The organism is uncultured Treponema sp., from assembly GCF_946187725.1.
Classification (GTDB): Bacteria; Spirochaetota; Spirochaetia; order Treponematales; family Treponemataceae; genus Treponema_D.
Genome location: NZ_CAMHSK010000005.1, coordinates 16,259 through 39,948, shown reverse-complemented (window position 1 = coordinate 39,948; position 23,690 = coordinate 16,259). Strand labels below are relative to the sequence as shown.

The 23,690-nt window shown below is 42.6% G+C and carries 22 protein-coding genes; 10 read left to right on the top strand and 12 right to left on the bottom strand.

Annotated elements, in window-relative coordinates; translation table 11 throughout:
• Positions 1-5: 5 nt before the first annotated feature.
• Both Q0Q74_RS03330 and Q0Q74_RS03325 read right to left on the bottom strand, forming a co-directional pair.
• Positions 6-1,010 (bottom strand): ABC transporter ATP-binding protein, encoded by a 1,005-nt coding sequence (locus Q0Q74_RS03330; protein ID WP_294428487.1) that lies wholly within the window; start codon positions 1,008-1,010, stop codon positions 6-8.
• Complete coding sequence (locus Q0Q74_RS03325) at positions 1,007-1,849, bottom strand: patatin family protein (RefSeq protein WP_294428486.1); 843 nt, start codon at positions 1,847-1,849, stop codon at positions 1,007-1,009. Before Q0Q74_RS03325 ends, Q0Q74_RS03330 begins: the two co-directional genes overlap by 4 nt.
• Positions 1,850-1,955: 106 nt before the next feature.
• Between Q0Q74_RS03325 and Q0Q74_RS03320 the strand changes: the two genes are divergently transcribed.
• Complete coding sequence (locus Q0Q74_RS03320) at positions 1,956-2,171, top strand: hypothetical protein (protein WP_294428484.1); 216 nt, start codon at positions 1,956-1,958, stop codon at positions 2,169-2,171.
• 2 nt (positions 2,172-2,173) lie between these two features.
• The gene (locus tag Q0Q74_RS03315) at positions 2,174-2,437 is read left to right on the top strand and encodes a Txe/YoeB family addiction module toxin (protein ID WP_294428482.1); all 264 of its coding nucleotides are present in this window, start codon (positions 2,174-2,176) and stop codon (positions 2,435-2,437) included.
• 37 nt (positions 2,438-2,474) lie between these two features.
• Here Q0Q74_RS03315 and Q0Q74_RS03310 read toward each other — a convergent pair whose 3' ends face one another.
• Both Q0Q74_RS03310 and Q0Q74_RS03305 read right to left on the bottom strand, forming a co-directional pair.
• Positions 2,475-4,193 carry an iron ABC transporter permease gene (locus Q0Q74_RS03310; RefSeq protein WP_294428481.1) on the bottom strand — a complete coding sequence of 573 codons (1,719 nt, stop codon included), beginning with the start codon at positions 4,191-4,193 and terminating at the stop codon, positions 2,475-2,477.
• A 13-nt stretch (positions 4,194-4,206) separates the two neighbouring features.
• On the bottom strand, positions 4,207-5,232 hold the full coding sequence (locus Q0Q74_RS03305) for an ABC transporter substrate-binding protein (RefSeq protein ID WP_294428480.1): 1,026 nt from the start codon (positions 5,230-5,232) through the stop codon (positions 4,207-4,209).
• A 125-nt stretch (positions 5,233-5,357) separates the two neighbouring features.
• Here Q0Q74_RS03305 and Q0Q74_RS03300 point away from each other — a divergent pair, with 125 nt between their 5' ends.
• The 7 genes from Q0Q74_RS03300 to Q0Q74_RS14185 all read left to right on the top strand — a co-directional run bounded on the left by Q0Q74_RS03300 (position 5,358) and on the right by Q0Q74_RS14185 (position 17,248).
• A complete protein-coding gene (locus Q0Q74_RS03300; protein ID WP_294428478.1) occupies positions 5,358-6,797 on the top strand; it encodes an NAD-binding protein in 1,440 nt (479 codons plus the stop codon).
• 49 nt (positions 6,798-6,846) lie between these two features.
• Complete coding sequence (locus tag Q0Q74_RS03295) at positions 6,847-8,295, top strand: TrkH family potassium uptake protein (protein ID WP_294428477.1); 1,449 nt, start codon at positions 6,847-6,849, stop codon at positions 8,293-8,295.
• A 109-nt stretch (positions 8,296-8,404) separates the two neighbouring features.
• Positions 8,405-10,120: a GGDEF domain-containing protein gene (locus Q0Q74_RS03290; protein ID WP_294428697.1), complete on the top strand. Its 1,716-nt coding sequence runs from the start codon at positions 8,405-8,407 to the stop codon at positions 10,118-10,120.
• 36 nt (positions 10,121-10,156) lie between these two features.
• Complete coding sequence (purD, locus tag Q0Q74_RS03285) at positions 10,157-11,494, top strand: phosphoribosylamine--glycine ligase (protein WP_294428476.1); 1,338 nt, start codon at positions 10,157-10,159, stop codon at positions 11,492-11,494.
• Between the two features lie 37 nt (positions 11,495-11,531).
• Positions 11,532-13,067, top strand: coding sequence for a DUF1538 domain-containing protein (locus tag Q0Q74_RS03280; protein ID WP_294428475.1), 1,536 nt, complete (start codon positions 11,532-11,534; stop codon positions 13,065-13,067).
• Positions 13,064-13,735: a P-II family nitrogen regulator gene (locus Q0Q74_RS03275; RefSeq protein ID WP_294428474.1), complete on the top strand. Its 672-nt coding sequence runs from the start codon at positions 13,064-13,066 to the stop codon at positions 13,733-13,735. Before Q0Q74_RS03280 ends, Q0Q74_RS03275 begins: the two co-directional genes overlap by 4 nt.
• A gap of 114 nt (positions 13,736-13,849) precedes the next feature.
• The gene (locus Q0Q74_RS14185) at positions 13,850-17,248 is read left to right on the top strand and encodes a DNA translocase FtsK (protein WP_367268323.1); all 3,399 of its coding nucleotides are present in this window, start codon (positions 13,850-13,852) and stop codon (positions 17,246-17,248) included.
• Between the two features lie 71 nt (positions 17,249-17,319).
• Here Q0Q74_RS14185 and Q0Q74_RS03265 read toward each other — a convergent pair whose 3' ends face one another.
• From Q0Q74_RS03265 to Q0Q74_RS03250, 4 genes are all read right to left on the bottom strand, one after another.
• A complete protein-coding gene (locus Q0Q74_RS03265; RefSeq protein ID WP_294428472.1) occupies positions 17,320-17,628 on the bottom strand; it encodes an isoamylase early set domain-containing protein in 309 nt (102 codons plus the stop codon).
• A 91-nt stretch (positions 17,629-17,719) separates the two neighbouring features.
• Positions 17,720-18,544: an outer membrane lipoprotein-sorting protein gene (locus Q0Q74_RS03260; RefSeq protein ID WP_294428470.1), complete on the bottom strand. Its 825-nt coding sequence runs from the start codon at positions 18,542-18,544 to the stop codon at positions 17,720-17,722.
• Positions 18,545-18,618: 74 nt separating this feature from the next.
• Positions 18,619-19,635, bottom strand: a complete 1,017-nt coding sequence (locus Q0Q74_RS03255) for a tRNA-dihydrouridine synthase family protein (RefSeq protein ID WP_294428468.1) — start codon at positions 19,633-19,635, stop codon at positions 18,619-18,621.
• A gap of 190 nt (positions 19,636-19,825) precedes the next feature.
• The gene (locus tag Q0Q74_RS03250) at positions 19,826-20,647 is read right to left on the bottom strand and encodes an Mrp/NBP35 family ATP-binding protein (protein WP_294428467.1); all 822 of its coding nucleotides are present in this window, start codon (positions 20,645-20,647) and stop codon (positions 19,826-19,828) included.
• Positions 20,648-20,727: 80 nt separating this feature from the next.
• Here Q0Q74_RS03250 and Q0Q74_RS03245 point away from each other — a divergent pair, with 80 nt between their 5' ends.
• Complete coding sequence (locus Q0Q74_RS03245; RefSeq protein ID WP_294428465.1) at positions 20,728-21,774, top strand: Gfo/Idh/MocA family oxidoreductase; 1,047 nt, start codon at positions 20,728-20,730, stop codon at positions 21,772-21,774.
• On the opposite strand, the gene Q0Q74_RS03240 is transcribed toward Q0Q74_RS03245, so the two are convergent.
• The 4 genes from Q0Q74_RS03240 to Q0Q74_RS03225 form a co-directional block, all read right to left on the bottom strand.
• Positions 21,771-22,076 (bottom strand): hypothetical protein, encoded by a 306-nt coding sequence (locus tag Q0Q74_RS03240; protein ID WP_294428464.1) that lies wholly within the window; start codon positions 22,074-22,076, stop codon positions 21,771-21,773. The two genes, Q0Q74_RS03245 and Q0Q74_RS03240, sit on opposite strands and share 4 nt — an antisense overlap.
• A 146-nt stretch (positions 22,077-22,222) precedes the next feature.
• Positions 22,223-22,612 (bottom strand): C-GCAxxG-C-C family protein, encoded by a 390-nt coding sequence (locus tag Q0Q74_RS03235; RefSeq protein ID WP_294428463.1) that lies wholly within the window; start codon positions 22,610-22,612, stop codon positions 22,223-22,225.
• A 284-nt stretch (positions 22,613-22,896) separates the two neighbouring features.
• On the bottom strand, positions 22,897-23,487 hold the full coding sequence (locus Q0Q74_RS03230) for a 4Fe-4S binding protein (protein WP_294428461.1): 591 nt from the start codon (positions 23,485-23,487) through the stop codon (positions 22,897-22,899).
• Complete coding sequence (locus Q0Q74_RS03225; protein ID WP_294428458.1) at positions 23,484-23,690, bottom strand: 4Fe-4S binding protein; 207 nt, start codon at positions 23,688-23,690, stop codon at positions 23,484-23,486. The genes Q0Q74_RS03230 and Q0Q74_RS03225 overlap by 4 nt, the downstream gene beginning before the upstream one ends.

Genomic DNA, 23,690 nt, shown 5'->3' with positions numbered 1-23,690 from the left:
CTCCCTTAAAACTCCCAGAATCTGTTTACTTCGAGTGAAATTCGGCTTCCGACACGCAGGTTTTCAGAACTGATTGTGTCGAAATCAGCGGTGACGATTTCCTTGCTTTCAGTCGAATTCGTTTGAATTATGAATCGTGTTTTGCTGCCCAAAAACTGTTCAGAAAGAATTGTGCCGTTTATGAAGATTTTATCGGCAGGAATCAGGCTTTGATCTGATTTTACTGCATCCTGGGCAATTTTAAACCATTCAGGTCGAATCATCAGTTTTTGTTCGCCTTTAGTTATGAAATTTGCCTTGCCGACAAAATCTGCGACAAATTGATTTTTAGGCTCAAAGTAGATTTCTCGCGGACTGCCTTCCTGAAGAAGTTTTCCTTCGTTTAGGACTGCAATTTTTGTTGAAAGAGAGAGGGCTTCTTCTTGATCGTGCGTGACATAAATCGTGGTGATTTTAAGCTTTTGCTGGATTTCTTTAAGCTCTTCACGGACTTTTGTGCGGAGCTTTGTGTCTAGTGAAGAAAGCGGCTCATCCATCAGAAGGAGTTTTGGCTTCAAGACAAGGGCGCGTGCAAGAGCAACCCGCTGCTGCTGTCCGCCGGAAAGTTCGTTTGGAAAGCGTTCAAGCAGGGATTCTATTCCCAGTGAATATGCGGTCTCTGAAACGAAATCCTGAATCTCGCTCTTTGAATACGATTTTTGAATTTTTAGGCCGTAAGCGATGTTCTGTTCGACCGAAAGGTGTGGAAAAAGGGCATAATCCTGAAAGACCATTCCGACTTTTCGCTCGTTTACTTCGATTCCTGCCTGATTGATGCCGTCAATGAGGATTTCGCCGGACTGCGGCTGCAAAAATCCCGAAATCAAGCGAAGAAGCGTGGTTTTTCCGCAGCCACTAGGCCCTAAAAGCGTGGTGAAACTGCCTTCTTCAACTTTAAGAGAGATTTTATCTACTGCGACAGTGTTTCCAAATGAGAAAGAAAGGTCTTTTAGTTCAAGTTTTGCGTTCATTTGAAAAACTCCATGAGCTTTGTAAGATTTTCCTGTGCAGCAAGCCGACCCAAATCATAAACCCGTTGAAGTTCATTTGGATTCTTTTCAGTGCGACTGATTCCGAGCGGTTCTGGCGGGCATAAGACAAAGCATTTTGCATTCCGCTCCTGCTCGAAAACATAGGCTTTTTCCTGATTGTAAACTTCGTGACGGTGAAGCATTGCTTCATAGAGCTTAGGATACTTTCGGAGCGAGAATTTCATGTATTTTAAGGAAGGACTTGCCTCTTTTACGAATTCACGCGGCTGGGTGAGAATGACAAGATTCTTTTCGTAGCCCATGTCTTCAAAAGCCTTGAGAGGAATTGAATCAGTCATGCCGCCGTCTAAAAGTTCATAGCCGTCAACTTTGACAACACGAGACACAAGAGGCATGCTTGCACTGGCGCGCATCCAGGTCAAATCAGTTTTATCACAGGTTGGAAGTTCTTTATAAACAGGTTTGCCTGTCTTGCAATCCGAGGCAACAGCATAAAATTTGAGAGGATTTGAACGGTAAGTTTCGTAGTCAAAAAGGTCGAGCCGGTTTGGAAGAATATCGTAACAAAATTCGGCCCCATACAAATCACCAGTCAGGATAAGAGAGCGGAAAGAGCAGTAACGCCAGTTGTGCGAGAATTTTTTGTTGTATCGGATAGCACGGCCAATCTGCTTTGACTTGAAGTTGCATCCAAAAGTAGCCCCTGCTGAAACACCGATAGCACCGTCAAAAGAGATTCCATTTTCCAACAAAACATCGCAAACGCCCGCCGTGAACATTCCACGCATTGCGCCGCCTTCCATTACAAGACCATTCATGCGGAAAAGTATATCAGAAAAGTAGGTTTGTTTATAGCAGAAAAGTTTACAGATTAAATCATTCGTGTTATATTGAGGGAAGATTCCTGAGAATCAAGGAGAAATTATGACAGCGACAGTAACAATTCAGAATGCAAACAAAACTCTCATCGATGCAATCAAAAGTTTAGTCAAACTTTCTCCGTCTGCTCATCTTTCAATCAAAAAAACGGCGAAAGATGACTTTTACAACGAAGAAAATATTCGCCACCTCGAAGAATTGAAACGCCTTGATGATGAAGGTAAGTTGAAATTCACAAAACATGACTTGATTGAGGTGTAAGCATGAATAAAGTTTGGACAGATGAAGCTTGGGAACAATATTTGTATTGGCAGACTCAAGACAAGCGAACTCTAAAGAAACTGAATAAACTTCTTGAAGATATTGACCGCAATGGTAACAACGGAATCGGGCATCCTGAACCGCTTAAAGACAATCTTTCAGGTTTGTGGAGTCGTGAAATTGATGAAAAAAATCGACTGATTTATAAAATTGACGGTGATTGCGTGCGGATTTATCAGTGCAAAAACCATTATAGTGATAAATAACAAGACCTATATTTAACCTTTCGAGATTCCTATCTTATTACCCTTTTCTATCCTTCAACTTCAACACGCCCTTCCCGAATGCGAGCACGCCGAATGTGAGTGCTGTGAGGATTGTTGCAAGGGCTGCGGCTTTTCCCCATTCTCCCTGCTCGGCGAGGTTTAAGATTCTGATTGATGCGAGCGGTGTTTTGAATGAAACAAGGAAAATTACTGAGCTGATTGTTCCTACTCCACGGACAAAATCATATATAAAAGAAGAAAAAATTCCGCCTGTGCTCAATGGGGCCAGCACGGTTGTAAGTACCTGCATTTTTGTGGCGCCGAGCGAACGAGAACCGTCATCGAGTGAGGTTTTGAGCTGAGAAAAGACTGTTGAGATGATTCTGTATGAGAACGGCATGAAAGCGATGGTCATTGCGATGATAATCAAAGCTGCAGAGGCGTGAATGTGAAGCTTGTTTGCTGAAAGTGAGAGCGCGAGACCAAAAAGTGAGCCGGGAATGGCTGCTGGGAGCTGGCAAACTACATCAAGATATTTTTTAGCTGGCAGACTTGTTCTTGTGACGAAGAATGTTGAGAGAAGCGCAATAATTGTGCTGAAAATTGCGGCAATAAAGGCGAAGAAAATTGAATTTCGCAACTCATTTGCGAATCGGCTGATTGATTTGAAGTGCAATGTTGTGAAGGCTGTGTTGATTCCCCAGATTTTTTGAAATGCACCTGCGACAATCGAAGCGAACTGCGATAAAATTAAAAGCGAGATTACGGCACAGAAAATGAAGAGCAAAATTCGTGTGATGGGTGAAGACTTTTTTTCGGGAAGAGGAGCGCCTTTTGAACCGACTGTTGCAAGTTTTGCTCCTTCCTTTTTCATCATGCGGTTTTGAAGAAGAAAAAGCACAACTGAAGGCAAAAGCAGAATCAAGCCGAGGACGGCACTTTTTCCGGCACTGACCCAGCCTGTCAGCTGCGTGTATACTTCGACTGCCAGAACGCGGAATCTGCCCGCGACAATCATCGGATTGCCGAAATCACTGAGAACGGATACCGCGATAAAGAGTGCCGCCGAAATAATTCCGTTGAGGGAAAGCGGAAGCGTTATTGTGAGTGCAATTCTGGCTTTTGAAGCACCCATCGCACGGGCGGCTTGCTCCAGCGAAGGATTGATTCTCTGTAAAACCTGTGCGCACATGAGATAGGCAATCGGAAAGAAGCAAAGAACCTGTGCAATTAAAAGCCCCCAGAATCCATAAAGGCTTACATCGAGACCCAAAACTGTGTGTGTAAAAAATCCCTGCCGGCCGAAGAGCAGAATGAACGAAAGGCCGCCAACAAACGGCGGTGTCATCAAATGAAGAATTGGAACAAAAGAAAAGATTTTTTTAAAAGGAATGTCTGCCTTTACGACAGCATAGGCAAAAAGATAGCCGACAATAACGGAAAGCGTTGTTGAACAGACACATTCAAGCAGCGTATTGAGCATTGCATCACGCCACACGGAAGAAGTAAAGACTTCGGCAATGTCTTTTGCTTTTGGTGTGAGCAGAACGCATGCCAGCGGAAAAACAACAAATGCCGTGAGCAGTAAATTTACGGCAAGATAGAGCAAATTTGTTTTGGAAAACCACGCGTTAGGGGGTGTAGCCGCGGCGTTAGCCGTTCGCGAAGCGAATGGAGTGCGGTTAGCACGGAACGGCGAAACACCCGACCTGCCGCAAGGCTGGGAACGCCCAGGTTCTAACTCCTCACTCCTCACTTCGAACTCCTTACTATTTAACAGTTTTTACCCATTTATCAAGAACATCGTTTTTTTCTGCGGAAGCTTTCTGTACATCATAGTCGATTAAGTCAATGTCCGCAATCGGAATGCTGCCTTTGACAGCCTTTGCTTCGGGATTTACAGGAGTTGTGAAAGTATACTGGCTCATAAGTTCCTGTGCTTCAACTGAAAGCATAAAATCGATGAATTTTTTGGCAGCCGAGAGATTTTTTGTGTTTTTAAGGATTGAGACGCAATCGACATCACCAACTGACTGAGGAGGTGCGATTGGTTTTACATTGAAGCCCTGTGCATTGTATTTTGCGAGTGCATGAAGATATGAAACTCCGAGGGCATATTCTCCTGTGCCGAGCAATTTTGCTGGTGCGCTTCCTGAGTCCGGGAACTGACCGACATTTTTTGTGAGCGAGACGAGGTAATCCCAGCCCTTTTCACTTCCAAGTCGCTGAAGTTGATTCTGAACAAAAAGATAGCCCGTACTTGAAGCTGCTGGATTTGTCATGACGATTTCGCCTTTGAATGCAGGATCGAGCAAATCTTCCCATGTTTTTGGAAGAGCCTTGCCTGGGAATTTTTCGGCAAAGCGTTTTTCATTCACGCCGATTCCAAGCGTGAGGACGCAGAATCCTGTCCATGTGTTGTCTGGAGCGACGGCATAGGACGGAAGATTTTTTGCGAGTGGAGAAGCATAGCTTTCCAATGCGCCTTCATTGTCTGCCTGAATGTGATAGCTTGATGCACCGCCAAGCAAAATGTCTGCGAGCGGATCGTTTTTTTCGGTGATAACACGGTTTACAAGTTCACCTGTTGTGGCCCTAAGATAACTGACAGGGATTCCTGTTTTTTCGGTAAAAAGTTTTGTGAGCGCTTCGGTTTCTTCATCGTGAATGATTGAGTAAACACGAAGTTCCAGGGGTTGAGACTTAGACTTTGTGCAGGCAGAAAGCGAAAGTGCAAGAACACCTGCCAAAGAGATGTAAGAAAATGCTTTTAGAATGGAAGAAACTTTTTTCATTTGCTGAATCTCCTGTATTTTTGATATTACCTAGTAATCTAGTGTGAAATATGTTTTTGTGCAAGTATTTTGGAGCGTGGTTTCGGGATGTGGAGAATTTTTTTGTAAGTTGATAGAATGAAAGAATGAAAATCGTAATTGTGGGAGCCGGGTTCACTGGAACTCAGCTTGCAAAACGCCTTATCAATGGAAAAAATGATGTCGTTCTTATCGACAATGATGAGGATGTAGTGCGTCATGCTTCAAATCGTTTGGACTGTAATGTAATCCAGGCTGACGGAAATAATCTTGATACGCTTGAAGAGGCTGGAATCGAAGACGCTGATGCTCTTGTGTGCGTAACCTCGAACGATGAAGTGAATATGATTACCTGCTCTCTCGTTGATTCCGTTTATCCTAAAATCCTTAAAATCGCGCGTGTACGAAATTACGCTTATTATGTTAATACAAGCACTGCAAGTCAAAAACATGCAAGCAAACTTTCGAGCGAAAACCGTCATCTTTACGGAATTGATTACATGATTCATCCTGATGTTGAGGCGGCCGAAGCGATTGTTGCGGCTGTTGAGCATGGTGCAATCACGGACTCTCTTCAGTTTGATAATTCGCCCTATGAGTTGATTAGGGTTACGGTCGAAAAAGGCAGTCGTCTTGACGGAATTGCCCTGCAGAATATGCGTAAACTGACCGAAAAACATTTTTTGGTTGCCTATGTTGAATGTGACGGCGAGACTTCGCTTCCGAGTGGCGGCACAATTTTACATGGCGGTGATTGCATTGGAATTCTGATGCAGAGGGAAAATTTGCCTGAGATGCTTGCTTTGTGCGGTTCAAAGGTCAAGGATGTAAAAAAAGTCGCTCTTGTGGGTGCAAGCCGAATCGGAATGATTGTTGCGGAAAGGCTGATAAAACGAGAAAGTCGGAGCCGTTTCAAGAAGATTCTTGGCTTTAAGTCGCGAATAAGTCAGGATTTTGTGATTGTTGATTCGAATGAGGCAAATGCAAAGGCTGCGAGCGAAAAGTTTCCGACGACAAGGGTTTTCTGTTCAGATGTCACAGAAGAAGGCTTTGTTGAAGAAGAGGGAATTGATAAATTTGACCTTGTGATTTGTGCCACTCCGAATTATGAGCTTAACATGGTCATGGCAGCTTATATCGAATCTTTGGGAGTTGAAAACAGTATTGCTCTGGTTTCAAATTCTGCTTTTGGTGAAGTTGCCCGTAAAATCGGAATCGAAGTTGCTGTTCCAATCCGTGATTCTGTAATCGACAGTATTATGAGTCATCTTCGTGGTGACAGTGTTACAGGAATTCATTCGGTGAACGGTGGTTCGCTTGAAATTGCAGAAATAATTGTTCCTGAAGAAAGTGAAGTAAAAGGAAAGGCTCTTAAAGACATTGCTGAAAACGGTAAATTCCTCGTTCTTCAGGTTCAAAAAACTGGTGAAGAGAAATTTTCTATTCCGGGCGGAAATTCTGTGCTCGAATCAGGTGATAAAATCATTCTGATTATCAATGCCGCCGAAAATGACCATGTAATGCGTAAATTCGGCACAGAACTGTAAAAAATTGAAAGATAAAAATCTATAGAAATCTAAAGATGGAAAGTTGATAATGACACAAATATTCGTATTCGCCCGTTTGATTTTTATTGTTCTCTCGATTGTGGGGGTAAGCCTTGTTATTCCGATTGCGACGGCCCTTGCTTGCGGTGAATTTGGCGTGATTTCGAGCTTTGCGCTTCCGCTGGCTGTTTCGCTTGTTGTTGGTGCGATTTTTTACTTTGCGGGCAAAAAAACAGCAGTCAAGTTTTCAATCAGGAGCGTATTTGCTTTCGTTGCGCTTGCATGGATTTCAATCAGTGTATTTGGAAGCGTTCCGCTTTTGCTTTCTGGTTCAATTTCTGTCTTTCATGATGCGCTTTTTGAAAGCGTTTCCGCATTTTCTACTACCGGTGCGACAATTTTAAGTGATGTTGAATCACTTCCCCGTTCAATAAATTTGTGGCGATGTCAGATGCACTGGCTCGGCGGAATGGGAATCATCGCTCTTACCGTAGCACTTCTGCCGCTTCTTGGAGTGGGCGGTTTTCAGCTTATCAAGGCGGAAAGCACTGGTCCTGACAAGGGCAAAATTACACCTAAAATCGCAAGCACCGCAAAAACTCTCTGGCTTTTGTATTTTGGTTTCACGGTGGCTCATTTTATTGCGCTCAAAATATGCGGTCTCGATGTAATTGATTCGCTTTCCTACGCATTTTCTACGCTTGGCACTGGCGGTTTTGCTACACGGAACGCGAGCATTGGTGCATATAATTCACTTGCGGTCGAAATAGTCTGCACGGTGTTCATGTTCCTCGCTGGCGTGAATTTCAGCCTTTACTTCTATATCATCACAGGAAAATTTGACGAAGTAAAAAAGAATTCCGAACTCAAAGCGTACATTTCACTCTTTTTGATTTGCGTGATAGTAATTGCATTGGTTTTGGTTCCGCATTACGGTTCTTTTGCAAAGGCTCTCCGTTATTCAAGTTTTCAGGTAGCTTCTGTAATGACTACAACTGGTTACGGTACCGCAGATTTTACGAATTGGCCGCACGCCGCACAGTTTTTCATCTTTCTTCTTTTTTTTACTGGTGGTTCTTCTGGTTCAACTTCGGGTGGATTCAAGATTATCCGATGGGTTGTTCTAAAAAAACAGGCACAGAACGAAATGCTTCGGATGTTGCATCCCCACGGAATTTTCAGCATCAGCATTAACAAAAAAGCTGGTCGGAAAGATTTGGTCTTCAATGTTGCGGCCTTTACATTTGTCTATTTTGCCCTTGTTTTTATTACGATGATGGTCAGCACTTTCTGCGGGCTGGACATTTTTACGAGTCTTACGGCAGGCCTTTCAATGGTCGGAAATGTCGGACCTGCCTTTGGTGCATTGAATCCTTCGGCAAACTGCGGGTTCCTCTGTCCTTTCTTAAAGTACTGGTATTGTTTTGCAATGATTGCCGGTCGTCTTGAGCTTTACAACCTGATTATATTCCTCCTTCCTGATTATTGGAAAAAATGATGCAAGTTTTAAAAAATGCTTGAAAAACGGTTCATTTTTTCTATTAAAATATGCTATAATCAGATGATTTTGCATTCAAAATGGAGGTGGGGAAAACATTTTGAAATCAATGAATCATCGAAGGCTTAGTGATATAAGTTTCGTCATTGACAAAGAATTAAATGTCAAAGATGGAAACCGCTCTTTTCTCAAGCTTGTACAAAAAACTGATTTCAATGTAAATATCTCAAACATTCTTGAAGATTCTGATGCAAAAAATCTTCGCTACTTCCTTGAAAATTTCGGTGATGAAACCCCACGACGAAGTTTTCTTGCAAATATAAAATCCTTAGAAAATTACATTTCGACTATTTTTACAATCACAAAAGAAGATGAATATTTCCGGGTCATAATCGAAGAGCTTTCGTATTCGCGGGAACTTTTAGACAAGGCACTGCTTGAAAGGCGCGAGTATTCTGCTCTCATGCAGAATTTTGATGCCTACTATTTCACTTTCGACGGCAAACAATTCATCCTTAAAAACACAAAAGATTTAACAACGATTTTTGAAGGCTCAAAAGATGTGTTCAAGGATTATTTTTCAAAGACATTCCAGTTAAATCTTCATAACGAGGATACGGCAGACCAGCTTCACTCAATGTTTGATAATATCGAAGCGTTTGTATCAAACAAGTATTATTCGTTGCTTCAAGTCGATAAAAAAATCCTTACAGTTCATACAATCAAAACCAGTACCCGAAGAAAATCAAGCATCGTTGCTTCAATCAATTTCACCAAAAACAATGTGCCGCTCATGAACGCCTATTCCGAAAGTCGGGACGGTCTCACTGGGCTTTACAACAAAAAGGCAATCACGGAACTGGCAATCAAAAAAATCAATGAAGATAAAATGCCGTGTTCGCTCATCATTTTGGATGCTGACAAGTTCAAGGAATGTAATGATTCTTTTGGGCATATTTTTGGCGACAAGGTTCTTGTTACAATTTCAAGCTGCATAAACGATGCAATCAAAGGTCGTGGAATTGCAGGCCGAATTGGTGGAGACGAATTCCTTGTTCTCCTGGATGTAACTGAAGAAGACGACATAAGGACCATCGCAAGGAACATACGGACCGAAATCCAATGGAACATCACGAATGTTGAGCCAGAGAGTGTTGTCACCTGTTCTATGGGAATTGCCCGTTTCCCGCTAAATGCTAAATCTTATGAAGAACTTTTTGAGATTGCGGATAAATCTCTTTACATTGCGAAATATCGTGGCCGAAACTGCTACATTCTTTATAAGCCCGAAGCACACAGCAAAATCCTAATCGAAAATAAGCAGGCTGATGGCCGTGATGCTTCTGGTCAGTATTTTAATGAGTGCGTTGAGGCCGAACTCGAAATTTGCCATCAGATGGGTGAAATCGACACGACTAAAGGCCAGACTGTTACAAGGGTGCTTGAATTAATCCGAAAGTATCTTCAAATTTCAAAAATCACGGTTTACAACAAAGATTTGAAGTTGCTTTATGTCGTCGGTGAAGACGATGATGATGTCCGAAGTGCTTTTATGGCTCAGGATAAGCATTACTTCAAACTGCTGAATAAATATGATTTCCTGCATCTTGATAACACAAATGTATTAAGTTCGATTGATGAGGAACGGTATGAGCTTTATCATGCAGCCGATATTTCTTCTACGATTGAATACTTGGTTAAAGATGAAGCTGGAGCGAATCAGCTTTTTGTCTGCTACGACTTATACAGGCCGGCACGCACTTTCAAAAAAGACAAAATCATATTCGCGCTTCTTATGGCAAAAAAACTTGCCCAAATTCTGTAAATCCTTTGCAAAGCAAATAAAAATATGAGGTAAAAAATGAAAGTTCTGGTAATTGGAAGTGGCGGAAGAGAACATACAATCGCCTGGAGACTTGCCCAGTCAAAGCTGGTTGATGAAGTGATTTGTGTTCCTGGAAACGGCGGTACTGCTCATGAAGCAAAATGCCGGAATGTTGACCCACAGGCAAATCCTGCCACAGAAAACATTTCTTTCAATGAGGCTGCTTGCTCTATTGCCAAGTCAGAGAATGTCAAATTCGCTGTAGTCGGTCCAGAAGACCCTCTCGCAGATGGAATTGCTGATGCACTTTGGAATGCGGGAATTCCTACGGTTGGTCCAAAGGCAAAAGGTGCGGCACTTGAAGCGTCAAAGGATTTATCAAAAGTCTTTATGCAGAAATATGGTGTTGCCTGTGCTGATTCACAGACATTCACTGATAAAGATTCGGCAATTGCTTATATCCGTGAAAAGGGTGCGCCAATCGTCGTAAAGGCTGACGGTCTTGCGGCTGGTAAAGGCGTTGTCGTTGCAAAAACTCTCGAAGAAGCCGAAAAAGCCGTTGAGGATTTGATGAACGGCCTGGGCGATGCGGCAAAAAAACTCGTAATCGAAGAATACTTGCAGGGGGTTGAAATTTCTGTTCTTGCTGCAGTTAGCGTAACAGAAGAATCTGCTGCGAACGGAAAGGCATGCATCAAAGCGTTCCTGCCTGCTCGTGACCATAAGCGTCTTCTTGACGGAGCACAAGGTCCAAATACTGGCGGAATGGGTGCTGTCTGCCCGCTTGAAGATGTCACTGCTGAAACAATGGCTGCTTTTGAAAAAAATATTCTTCAGCCGACGCTCAAAGGTCTTATTGCAGAAAAAATGGACTACAGGGGATTTATTTTCTTTGGCCTCATGATTACAAAATCTGGTCCAAAAGCTCTTGAATATAATGTTCGTCTGGGTGATCCTGAAACACAGGCTGTTCTTCCAATGATGGATTTTGATTTTGCAGATCTTTGTCAGGCAATTACTGACGGTTCGCTTGATTCTTTTGAAATGAAATGGAAGAGCGGTTTTCAGGTTGCACCTGTTGCTGTAAGTGGCGGTTATCCAGTCAAATATGCAAAGGGCAGGGAAATTGCTTTTGACAATTCTGTGATTGAAGGCGCAGGAGCAAAAATCTTTATTGCTGGTGCAATTGATGACAGAAGAACAAAAGAGAAGACTCTTGTTACGAATGGCGGTCGGGTTCTTGCTTGCTCTGCTCATGGCGAAACCTTTGATGAAGCCTGGAAAAAGGCTTACGAAGCAATGAAAGGTGTAAAATTTGACGGAATGTTCTACCGCAAAGACATCGGATTGCCTGGAGCTGCAGAAAGCAACTAATCGCGTTTTCGAACAGTTTAGTTTTTTTTCAAATTAAATGGATATATTTCAGAAATTCAAAGAAACCGTTTCCTCTGTGCTACCGATTATGCTCATGGTTATTTTGCTTGGGCTTACGGTTGCTCCCATGCCGTTTTTCGTGCTAACACGATTCGTGCTCGGCGGAATTCTCGTAATTGTCGGCCTTACAATCTTTCTTCTGGGCGTTGACATCGGAATCCTGCCGATTGGCGAACGGAGTGGAGCTGCCCTTACTGCAAAGAGGAGCCTTCCTCTCTTGCTTGCTGCGGCTTTTTTGATTGGTTTCATTGTTACTGTCGCGGAACCGGATGTTCAGGTGCTTGCCGACCAGGTAAAAGGAATTGCGCCACAAGTAAGCAAATGGGGCTTGATTCTGATGATTGGCGTGGGTGTCGGGCTTTTTGTTGCACTCGGCATCCTGCGTACTGTTCTTTCGATTCCGCTCAATATTCTTCTTACGATTTCATACATTGCTGTATTCGCGCTGGCTTTTCTGGCTCCAGCTACATTTCAGGGAGTTGCGTTTGATTCGGGTGGTGCCACCACTGGACCTATGACCGTTCCGTTCATCATGGCATTGGGTGTCGGTGTGGCGGCTGTTCGTTCAAAATCTGCAAAAAACGGCAAGCTTTCTTCTTCGAGCGATGATTCTTTCGGTCTTACGGGAATTGCTTCTGTCGGACCAGTGCTTGCGGTAATCATTTACGGAATTGTGCTGAACGGCGGCAATGCTTCTGATTCAGAAAGTCTTTCTGCTGAGTCGGCACATTCTCTCGGCCAGGGAATTTTCGTGTTCCTGAATCTTCTGCCCTCAATTTTAAAAGAAGTTTCGGCAGCTCTTGCTCCGCTTGTTGCAATGGCGGCAGTTTTTCAGCTTTTTCTCTTAAAAATGCCTCCGATGCAAGTCGTACGAATGATTCGGGGATTTGTCCTGAGCTTTGTCGGTTTGATTCTGTTTCTGACTGGAGCACAGGGCGGTTTTATGCCGGCTGGAGAGGCTTTGGGCGAAGTTTTGGGTGTGGCAAGCAGAACGGGCGCTTTTTGGACAGTTCTTCTTGTTGCGGTGGGCTTTGTTTTCGGGGCTATTGTTGTTTGTGCAGAACCGGCTGTCTGGGTTTTGACGGATCAGGTTGAGTCAATCTCCGGCGGTACAATCAAGCGAAAAGTGATGCTTGTGGCTTTGAGTTCTGGTGTTGCGCTCTCAATCGGAATTTCCATGTTAAGGGTGCTTTTTGCTTTCTCCCTCTGGTATATTCTGATTCCGGGTTACGCTCTTGCCCTTCTCCTCTCGTTCATTAGTCCAAAACTTTTTACTGGAATTGCTTTTGATTCCGGCGGCGTTGCTTCAGGTCCAATGACAAGCACTTTTGTCCTTTCTTTCACTCTTGGAGCATCTTCTGCAAGTGGTGGAAATCCTGCGGTGGACGCATTTGGTGTGATTGCTCTTGTAGCGATGACTCCGCTGATAGCGATTCAAATTCTTGGCATTATCTTCAGAATTAAAACAAATCGTTCTGAAAAGGCAAAAATCGGGTCGGAGGCAGAAAAATGAGTATGTTCAAATTGATTGTAAGCATCGTCCCTCACGACAAAGGCGAAAAGCTTACAAAGGCCGCTGTTGATTCTGGTTGTGGTGGCGGTTCTGTTCTTATGGGGCGGGCTTTGGCAAAATCAAATTTCGGTGCCATTCTTGGCATGGGCGAAACGACGAAAGATTTGATTTACATGGTCATCGAATCCGAGAAAAAATCTTCAATTATAAATGCAATCGTCGAATCTGCAAAAAATGAAAAATCAGGATTTGGAGAGCTTTTTGCGCTTGATGTTGACAATCTGATGAAAGCAGGTTCTGTTTTCGGTTCAAATTCCGCCGTAGAATCAAAAGGAGAAAATATGAGTGAATCAAATACAAAAGACCGCGACATGATTACTGTCATTGTGAACAAAGGCTACGCTGACGATGTGATGTTTGCGGCCCGAAAAGCTGGTGCGAGCGGTGGTACAGTCCTGAATGCACGAGGCACTGCCCGCGAGGACGATGAAAAATTCTTTGGCGTGCATATTGTTCCAGAAAAAGACATGTTGATTATCATTGTGGAGCATGAAAAAAAAGAAGCCGTTCTTGGTGCGATTGGCGAACTTAAATGCCTCAAAGAACCTGGCATGGGAATTGTGTACAGTTCTCCTGTGAGCGATTTTACATTGCTTGGTAAAAAGTAAAAAAAAATTCAATTCAATGTTCCCCAAATTCCGCTCTTAACCTTTTTTTCAAAAAACCGATAATCATAAAGTAGGAGTTCGGAAAGTATTCTGCCTCCTGCACATGGAGAACTGATGAAAAAGAATTTTAAATATTCGGCAGCTGCAGGAATCGTGCTTTTTGTTCTTGCGGCTTTGTTTTCTATTTCTTTGCTTTTAGTTGCCATAGATTTTGGCGGCCTCAATCCTGCTAAAAATTCGATTTTCTACTCACTTGGAAAAATGTTTACCGGTGTTTACGGATTGAGTTCAATTTGTATTCCGATTTTCCTTATTGCCGCTGGAATTCAATGTTTTATGTCGAAATGGCGGCTTAGAAACGGAGTTCTGCTTCTTGGTTCGATAATTCCATTTTTTACGCTTGATGCGATTGAACACATTTGCCGCATGATTATTTCCTCTGATTCTGACAGCGTGATGATTGTCAAACTCGCGTCAACTCTTTTAATCGGCTCATTGATTCTTGCCGCTGAATACCTTTTGCTGTCTATCTTGGGTGATGTGCTCGAAAATTCTTTCTCTGAGGGAAAGGAATTCAATGAGCTTCCCGAAACTGCTGTTGAAGACGAGGAAGAGCGAATCTTTGATGATGGCAGTGACGAAGATGATGAAGATTATTCTGACGAAGAAGAAACACTTGATCTTTCAAATGACAAAATTTTCCTTCAGCAGAAAGAACTTCTAAAAGATTTGATTAATGACGGAAAACCTGCGGAATCTAATTCGGAAGAAGCGACGGTTAGCGAAGATCCGACAATTATTGAGCATGAAGATTTTGATGAAAATGCCGTTCTGCCAGAAACTGTGAATGAAGAAGATTTGCTTGGGGATGACGATTTTGCGGAGCCTAAAGTGCCGGAAGAACCATCACCTTTTGAGCATATTTTTGATGAGCAGGAAAAGTCTCAGGAAGCCGAACTGAAAAACTCTGATGATGAAGATACTTTGGTTGAAGATTCGACACTTATTGAAGAAGAGCCGGTCGTTTCGAAAGAAGCCTTTGAACCAGAATCAGAAAAGATTGAAGAAGGCACAGATGAACTTGTTGAACCTGAAGCAATTCCTCAAGGTGAAGAGGTTCCAGGCGAAAGCGAAGAATTTACGGAACCGGAAGTTGCTTCTGAGCCAGAAGATTTTGATGAGCCAGAGGTAGTTCCTGAATCTGAAGAAGCTCATGAAGAGACTGAAGATTCTTCTGCTCCAAGCGTTCCTGAAATTATGGAGACAGAATTTTTCGAATCTGAAATTTCTGAACCAGAGGAAGAAGTTGCTGGAAATGCCGAACCGGAACTTTCTGAGGAAGAAACAGAATTTAATCCTATTGAAGAAGAAGAACTTCCAGTCAATGCAGAAGATTTCCAGAGCGAATACGATGAAATGAGTGACGCTCAGCCTGTAAGTTTTGAAGATTTTGATGAATTTTCTGACGAGCCGGATTTTGAGCCGATTCCAAACGAAGAACCTCAGTTTGAAAATGCAGAAATTGAATCGAAAATAGAAGAAAATCCTGCAGAATACATTAACATCGAAGACATTGCCGAAAAAAATCCTGATGAAACTGCGGAATCAGATGGAAGCGGAAATCCTCTCGGTGTAGAAGATATTTTTTCTCAAATGGAAGCGGATGCCGCCGCAAATCCAGTGATTAAGAATCAGGCTGCACCGGTTGCCAAAGATTCACTGTATCAGCCGGAGCCTATTCTTGAAGATGATGCAGAGACTACTTTTGAAGATTACGAATTTGATCCGACAGCAAAGCCTGTAGTTGATGCCGATGGAAATCCTTATGAAGATGAGGATGATGAAGAAACTGTCGCTGAAGAATTTGATGAAACTTCTGAGTTTGAGGAAGACGAAACTCTTGATGAAAATGATTTAGAGAGTTCGGATGAAAACGATGAAGAAATTCTCGGTCAGATAGACGAAATAAATGACATTGATTTTGATGATGAAATCGAAGCACCGGATGTAATTTCGGAAGCAGAAGTTGAAGAGACTCAGAAAGCACAGGAAGAAGAGAAAAAAGCTGTAGAGACTGAAAAACCTAACTACCGTAAGTTGGCAAATTATAAAATCCCTACAGATTTGCTCGAAAAATTTGAAAATGAAGAGTATTGGCGCATTGATGATGAGACAAAAATGGCCGGAGAAAACCTCAAGCGCACTTTGAATGAATTCGGTATTGAAGCCGAAGTTACTGGTATTCGAAAGGGCCCTGTCGTTACGATGTTTGAGCTTCTGCCAGCTCCTGGCGTAAAATTGAGCAAAATCGTAAACCTGCAGGATAATATTGCCCTTGCACTTGCGGCTAAATCAGTTCGTATTGTTGCTCCGATTCCAGGTCGTCATGCGGTCGGTATTGAAATTCCGAACAAAGAGCGTGCTGTTGTATCGTTCCGTGAGATTATTGAGCAGGACTTGCCGGAATTCAAAAAGATGTCGATTCCGGTCATTTTGGGAAAAGACATTTCTGGTCAGTCACAGATTATCGATATTGCAAAAACCCCTCACCTTTTGATTGCTGGTGCGACTGGTGCAGGAAAATCTGTCTGCGTAAACTCTATCATTCTTTCGATTTTGTACAATCGCTCTCCGAACGATGTCAAATTGATAATGGTCGACCCGAAAGTTGTTGAGCTGAAACTCTATAATGACATTCCTCATCTTCTTACTCCGGTTGTTACAGAACCGAAACGGGCTTTGCAGGTTTTGCAGTATTGTATCTGTGAAATGGAAAGACGCTATGCCCTTCTTGATGGAATGGGAGTCCGTGATATCGTTAATTACAACACGAGAATTCGTGAAAGAAATATTGCGACAGAAAAATTACCGTATATCGTTGTAATTATAGATGAGTTTGCGGATTTGATGGCAACAAGTGGAAAAGAGCTTGAAACAAATGTTGCCCGTCTTACCGCAATGAGTCGTGCTGTTGGTATTCATCTTGTTCTTGCAACACAGCGTCCGTCAGTAAATGTCATTACGGGTCTGATTAAGGCAAATATTCCGAGCCGAATTGCATTCATGGTTGCAAGCCGTACAGACTCGAATATCATTATTGATAGTGTTGGAGCAGAAAAATTGCTTGGAAAAGGCGATATGCTGTATACTTCGGCAGTCAATCCGATACCGACACGAATTCAGGGAACTCTCGTCAGTGATAATGAAGTTGAAAATGTTGTAAACTATGTTAAAACATTTGGCGGCCCTGACTATATCGATGATGAGATTTTCGTAGATGATGATGAAGATGTTGATGATGAGCCGGGCTTGTTCAGTGATGGCGAAGATCCGCTTTATGATCAGGCATTACAAATTGTTGTTCAGGCTGGCAAAGCAAGTGCAAGTTATATTCAGCGCCGTCTGAAAATCGGTTATAACCGCGCGGCTCGTCTGGTTGAAGATATGGAAGCTCGTGGAATTGTAGGTCCTTCAAATGGAAGCAAACCCCGCGAAGTAATTCACATTCCATGATAAACACATCCCATGATAAAACAAAAAAAGGCACTCGATTGTGAGTGCCTTTTTTTAATATAAAATAGAAACTAGCAAAGAACTACAGAATTGTCTGTTGAACTGAATGGTGCTGGAATATATTTGTCAGCAGCCCAGTCATTTTCCCAACGGGTTCCGTCAAGAAGGTATCGGAACTGATATTCTTTTCCTGACTCGAGTGCAAGTTTGACAGAGAAAGAACCGTCTTTGCCCTTTTTGAGAGGAGTTTCTGTGCTGCTCCAGCTATTGAAATCTCCGGCGATAGTTACTGTTTTAGCTCCCTGTGCTGCCTCAGGAGATACAGTAAAAGTTACATTGCAAGTTTTCTTGTCTTTAGAGTAAGATTTTTTCAAAGCCATGATAAAGCCCCTTTTTTTTGAATAGATGTTTATAATATATCAAAAAAAAATTTTATTTGCAAGTTGTTAAATTTGTCTTAATCGTACAAATTTACTGCTTAATTCCCTTGACTTTTGGAGCTTTTCCTGTTGTGAGCCAGTGCTGTGTAAAGTAAGCGGAAGAAATCTGCTCGTCAAAAACAAAATCTTTTACTGTAGCAATTGTTTTGCGGCCGGTAACAAGATTTGTGATGATATTTGAGCGGCGGAGCGGGTATTCAATGCCGGTAACGCCTTTGACCATTTCGAGTTTGGTGCACTCGTAGGTCTTAATCATTTTGTCTTTAGAGTCGAAATATTCGATTCGGACAGGAACATAACTTTTTTTGTCGAACCATGAAACTCTGTAATGATATTCAACTTCGCTTCGTTTGTACGGGGTTGACTTCATTTTCCAGCAGTTGTATGTCGTACCGTTTACAGTGATTTTGGCATTGGCATCGAGGATGACATTATCATCTTCGTCTTCGTTTCGGACAGTCATGTCGTTGTAAGTTAATTCTGTGCCGCCGAAAGATTTTGTTCGCTCGGTCATTGGAATTCGGCGAGCCTGACGCAATTTTGGAAGGAAAACCCAGCGGTCATCAGCTTTTTTGACTTTTTCGAGCTGGAGAACTCGCATACCTTTTACACTGGCAGGAGCCCTAAAATCAAAAGCAACATTCTTGAGGCCATTGTCGCCGCCACCATATTGCAAAATTTCAATTGTTTCTGATTTGCCGTTTGGCTCAATATTTTCCAGGCTTAGGCTGGAATAGTTGTAATCAGGAACACGGTCCAAATCACAGAAAATTGTAGCAATCTCTTTTGCTGTTTGTGCGGAAAGGCCAAAAGTTGCAAGAAAAAGTGAAAAAGCGAAAAGAATCTTTACTTTCATGAGATACTCCCTATTATTTATTTGATTATAACATAGTATTTTAACATAAATAGAAAATATTTCAATATAAAAATTTAGAAAATGATAGCGGTACTATCGTTTTTGCATTTCTCGAAGTATTCGTGAATTCTGACCCTTGCGTCATCGTTGTCTTTTGCGTTGAGCATAGATGTCTGGAAATAATGTCCGAAGCTAAAATTCAGGCAGTAGTATGCAAAAAATCTCTGGAGTCGGGTTTTCCAGAATTCTTTAGGCTGGTATTTTTCTACATCATCAATGAACTGAAGAGCCAGTTCCTTGCAATTGATGGTTTTGTTTTGTTCTGTTTGTGATGAGGGAGAATTTTCTGAATCAGAAAGCTTTGAAAGTTGAGCGAAAATCCATGGTTTCTGTACGGCAGCTGTTGCAATCATGATTCCCTGCGCGTGAGGAGCCGTATTTTTTGCAGCTTCAAAACTTGCCCTGTCTTTTACATCTCCATTGAGAATCACGGGAATTTCAGGAAATCGAAGTGCGAGATTTTCAACGGCATGCCAGTTTGAAGGCCTTGAGTGTTTTTGCTTTTGCGTGCGTGCATGCAGCGTAATCATTTGAACGCCTTCGCTGATTAACATGCCGCAAAAATCATGAAGTTTTTCTTCGGTGTAGGATTCATCGCCCAGACGGAGTTTTACAGAAAGTCTTTTTGCCTTGGAGCCGTCTTTTGCGGCATTCTCAATTACGGATTTGACTTTACGAACCATGTCTGCGGTTTCTTCGACAGGCTTTGTCATCCAGGCGATTCCTGCTCCAGTTTTTGCGATTTGGGGGGCAGAACAGCCCATGTTCAGGTCGATTCCGATGCCGTTTTTCTGTGCGAGAAAAGCTGCTGCCTCTGCCATTTTTGAGCCGTTTTTGTCTGTAAGCTGCCAGACAAGCTTTTCTGGTTCAGGACCGTCAAGCAGATAGTATTTTTCCCAGGCACCAAAACTAAGAAGCGAGGAAGCATTAATCATTTCATTGAAATACTCGTCACAGCCACCGAAACGGCCGACAAGATTTCTAAAAGCCTGGTGCGTAATCGCATCCATTGGAGCAAGAAGTAATTTCATAGATTATCCAAATTGGGGATTTTAAGGGGCTTGGGTTCAGGCACAGCCTTCACCAAGACTCGCCTAAAAACTCGTCTCACGAGTTTTTTCGCTTTCGCGAACGGCTCCCTACCTTAGGAGAAGGGGTAGCGGAAAAGCTCTGCTTTGGAGCGAGGGGGAGACTTCCCCCCACATAATCGCTCTTTGCTAATTACAAATTTTTAATTAACGCCTCTGCTGCGTCCAGGAATTCTGCATCTAGCCTTTCAACATCACCTTCATCGATGGCTGTTGAAATATCCGCACTCATTGGGATTCGGGCAAGAACAGGAATACCGTAATCTTTTGCGATTCCGTTTATGTTGCTTTCACCAAATACCTGAATTTCTTCGTTGCAGTTGGGGCATTTGACATAGCTCATGTTTTCTACAAGACCGATGATTGGAACTTTCATCATTTCGGCCATTCGGACTGCCTTTTCGACAATTACGCGGACGAGTTGCTGAGGAGATGAAACAACGATGATTCCATCGACTGGAAGCGACTGGAAAACCGTGAGTGGAACATCGCCTGTTCCAGGAGGCATGTCAACGAACATAAAATCAACATCGCTCCAGACGACATCCGTCCAAAATTGCCTTACTGCGCCAGCAATTACAGGACCGCGCCACAAAACAGGATCAGTTTCTTTTTCGAGAAGAAAATTCATGCTCATCAGCTGGATTCCTGATTTTGTTTTGATTGGATAAATTGCACCTGATTTGTCACCTTCGGCTCTGTCACCTGTTACACCAAAACTTGTTGGAATTGACGGGCCAGTGATGTCAGCATCCAGAACTGCCGATTTGAATCCGGCTTTTCGCATTTTTGAAGCAAGCAAAGCTGTGACGAGCGATTTTCCAACCCCGCCCTTTCCTGAAACAACACCTATAACTTTTTTAACACAACTGCCTTCACGGAGAGTGGCTCGCAAATCTTTTGATTTACAGTTTGAACCACAGCTTGAACAATCATGAGTACATTCTTCAGACATTTAAGTACCTCTAAATAGTGATGCAATAAAGATAATAAAATTTTTGCCATAAGTCAAAGTAATTCGCCGATAAATATTATATGGAAGAAAAACGATATTATGCCGCGATTGTTGGAACTGGAAGAATCGGTTTTACGCTTGGTTTTGATAAAAAACGGGAGCAGCCGGCTAGTCATACTATGGCACTTTTGAATAACAAACGAATCAGCCTGATTGCCGCTGCTGACACTGATGAAGAAAATCTTGAATCATGGCGAAAATATGTGAAAAAACATCACCGCAAAAATGAATTTACGCTTGTTTTTCCTACCAGCGAAGAACTTTATGAAAATGTGACATGCCTTGATATAATTACGGTGGCTGTAAACGAAGACCATCATCTTGAGGAATGCCTTAAAGCGATTGAATATAAACCTCGGTTAGTGATTCTTGAAAAGCCTGTTGCACTCAATTCGGATGAAGCTGAAATAATTCGTGCTAAGGCAGTAGAATGTGGTGTTCCCGTTATGGTGAATCATGAGCGCAGGTTTGCAAAAGACTATCTATCGGTAGTTAATTTGATAAAAGAAATAGGCGAGATTCAGTCTGTAAGCGGAGAATTGGATTCAGGACTTCGGATTTATGGTGAAGAATTTGAAAAAGATGGCGCCTATTCTTTGCTTCATGATGGAACGCATCTTGTGGACATAGTTCAGTTTTTGCTTGATGCCAGACTGGAGAAGCCGATTGTTACGGGTGTTCATAAGGACGAAAAAGGGATTGTCAGGAATTTTTCTGCTCATTATCAGGGGGTTGCCAGCTCTTTTGGCGTAATTCCAGAAGTCACGGTAAAAATGAGCGGAAGAAGTAAATTTTTTGAATTCAGAATTGAGATTTTGGGAACTCTCGGTAAAATCGTTATTGGAAACGGAATTGCCGAATTCTACAAGCGTGAGGAGTCAAAACTTTATACAGGATTTTACTCACTCACGAAGCAGAAAATCAAGTTCCCGAAAAAGACAGGTTATTTCAGCGGTATGATTCAAAACGCAGTTGATTTTCTGGACGGAAAGAGCGAACTTGTCTCGCCGCTAGAAGATGCAACTGCTGATTTGAAAGTGCTTGAAGAAATCAAAGCAGGATTTTAGTAGCTTGCAAAAGCTGCTCTTGCCGCGTTTTCCTGTGGTGCTGAACGAGAACTGGTAACTTTATAAGAAATAAGTGACCAGCCCTGATTCTGACCTGGAAGCGCGTAGTAGAAAGTGACGGTGCCCGGTTCGAGACAAGAAATCTCAAAATCTTGTCCGTTGGTAACATCACCAAGATCAGTTCCGTTGAAGGTTGCCCAAAGAATTCCTGATGGAATAGAGAAATTGAACTTACAGGTTTCGCCAACAACAATCTGGTCAGAAAATTCCATTTTGTTGATTTTGAATCCATTTTTGACCATGTCACATCTAGGAGAATTTTTTGACCGTTAACCTGAACTTCTGTCCAGCCGTGGTTTCCGAATTCTGGATTGGTGCTGTATACATAGTCATTCCATTTTGCAAGGCCGTAGTATGGGTTTAAGAGAAAATTAAGAATTTGAAAGTCTTATTCTCCGAGGATTTCGCCAAGTGAACGCACTGCATTTCTTACGCAGTCGTCACATTCGCAGAGTACTTTACCTGTAGAAGCACCTTTTAAGTCCTTGCAGGTGACGGCACCGCATTTCTGACGAAATTTTGAAAGAAGTTCACGGCTCTGCTTTACTGTGCCGTTTCCTTCAGTTCGCAAGCCCAGAATCATGTTTGCGCCAACGAGTGCTCCGCAAGTTGCTTCCATACAGCCCATTCCTGCCGCAAATCCTGAAGCCAGTTGATGCAAGTTCTCTTCGCTGACATTTACGGTATCAGCGAACACTTTTGCGACCGCCTGACAGCAGTTGCACTGACCAGAAAGCTTAAACTGAGCGGCTGTTTCTGCCTTTTCTTCAATTGTCATGTTTATACCTCAAGTCCGTATTATAATACAAGAATCCTGAAAGTAATGTGATTTTGTCACACAACCTTAGGATATGTTGAGCGCAGATAGATTTTTTGCGGCACGGTATAGCCATTCAAATTTGTAGTTCAAACTTGAGTTCTCAATATTTGCACTAGTAGAATCTCCAAACGGAGCTGTTCCTTGCACAGTTGCAAACAATTTTCGCTCACCACCATCTACCAGAAATTGAATCTTCACGACCGCCACGACATCATCGAATACGCCAAAGCAATCGGAGTTCGTTATTTCTGCTTGAGTTTGCAAATACTCTGTGTCATACATCCCATCGGGCAGAAAGTGCACCAGCTTCGCGGCTTATACAAAACCATCACAATCAAACCGATGAGCGTTGAAGTCAGCATGAGACTGTAAAATCCATAACTGAATTGAACCATCCAATTAAGGCTTTCGGGCAGCAATCCTGGCGTATATGCCCATTTCCAGGGCACGCGGAAAGTCCAGAAGAGTTTGACCACCTGACGCAGATTTTTTGCTCCGCTTGCTACAAGCCATGTCTGGAAAACCATGTTGCCGAACATCGTCAAAAAGAAGACTAGGAATCCATATCGGAACCATTTTGAGCTGATTGCACGCGGAGTCGTTTTATTCCGTGAAAGTTTGAGTGATGAGCCGAGTAAATTGAAAAGCTGACCGCGCCCGCACATATTGTTGCAGAACCACTTGTTTCCACCAACAATTGCAAAAATCAGCGGAAGTATAAAATCAATCATTCCAAGCCATGCAAAAAGAATGTTAAAAAATCCTAGTGAAAAATAAAGAATTGACCAAATCCAAAGATACTGATACCAAGGTTTTCGTTTCAAATAGCTCATGCTTCTACCTCCCGCAAAACTGGCGCAATGCAACCGACCGGACAGGTTTTTCCGCACAAGCCGCAGCCAACGCAAATCTCTGAATCAACGCGGGCAAAACAACCGTGAAAGACAGAAATTGCCCCGCGCGGACACACATTCGCACAAGCTCCGCAAGCGACACATCTTTTTTCGTCAACAGAAGCATATTTTTTTGATTTCAT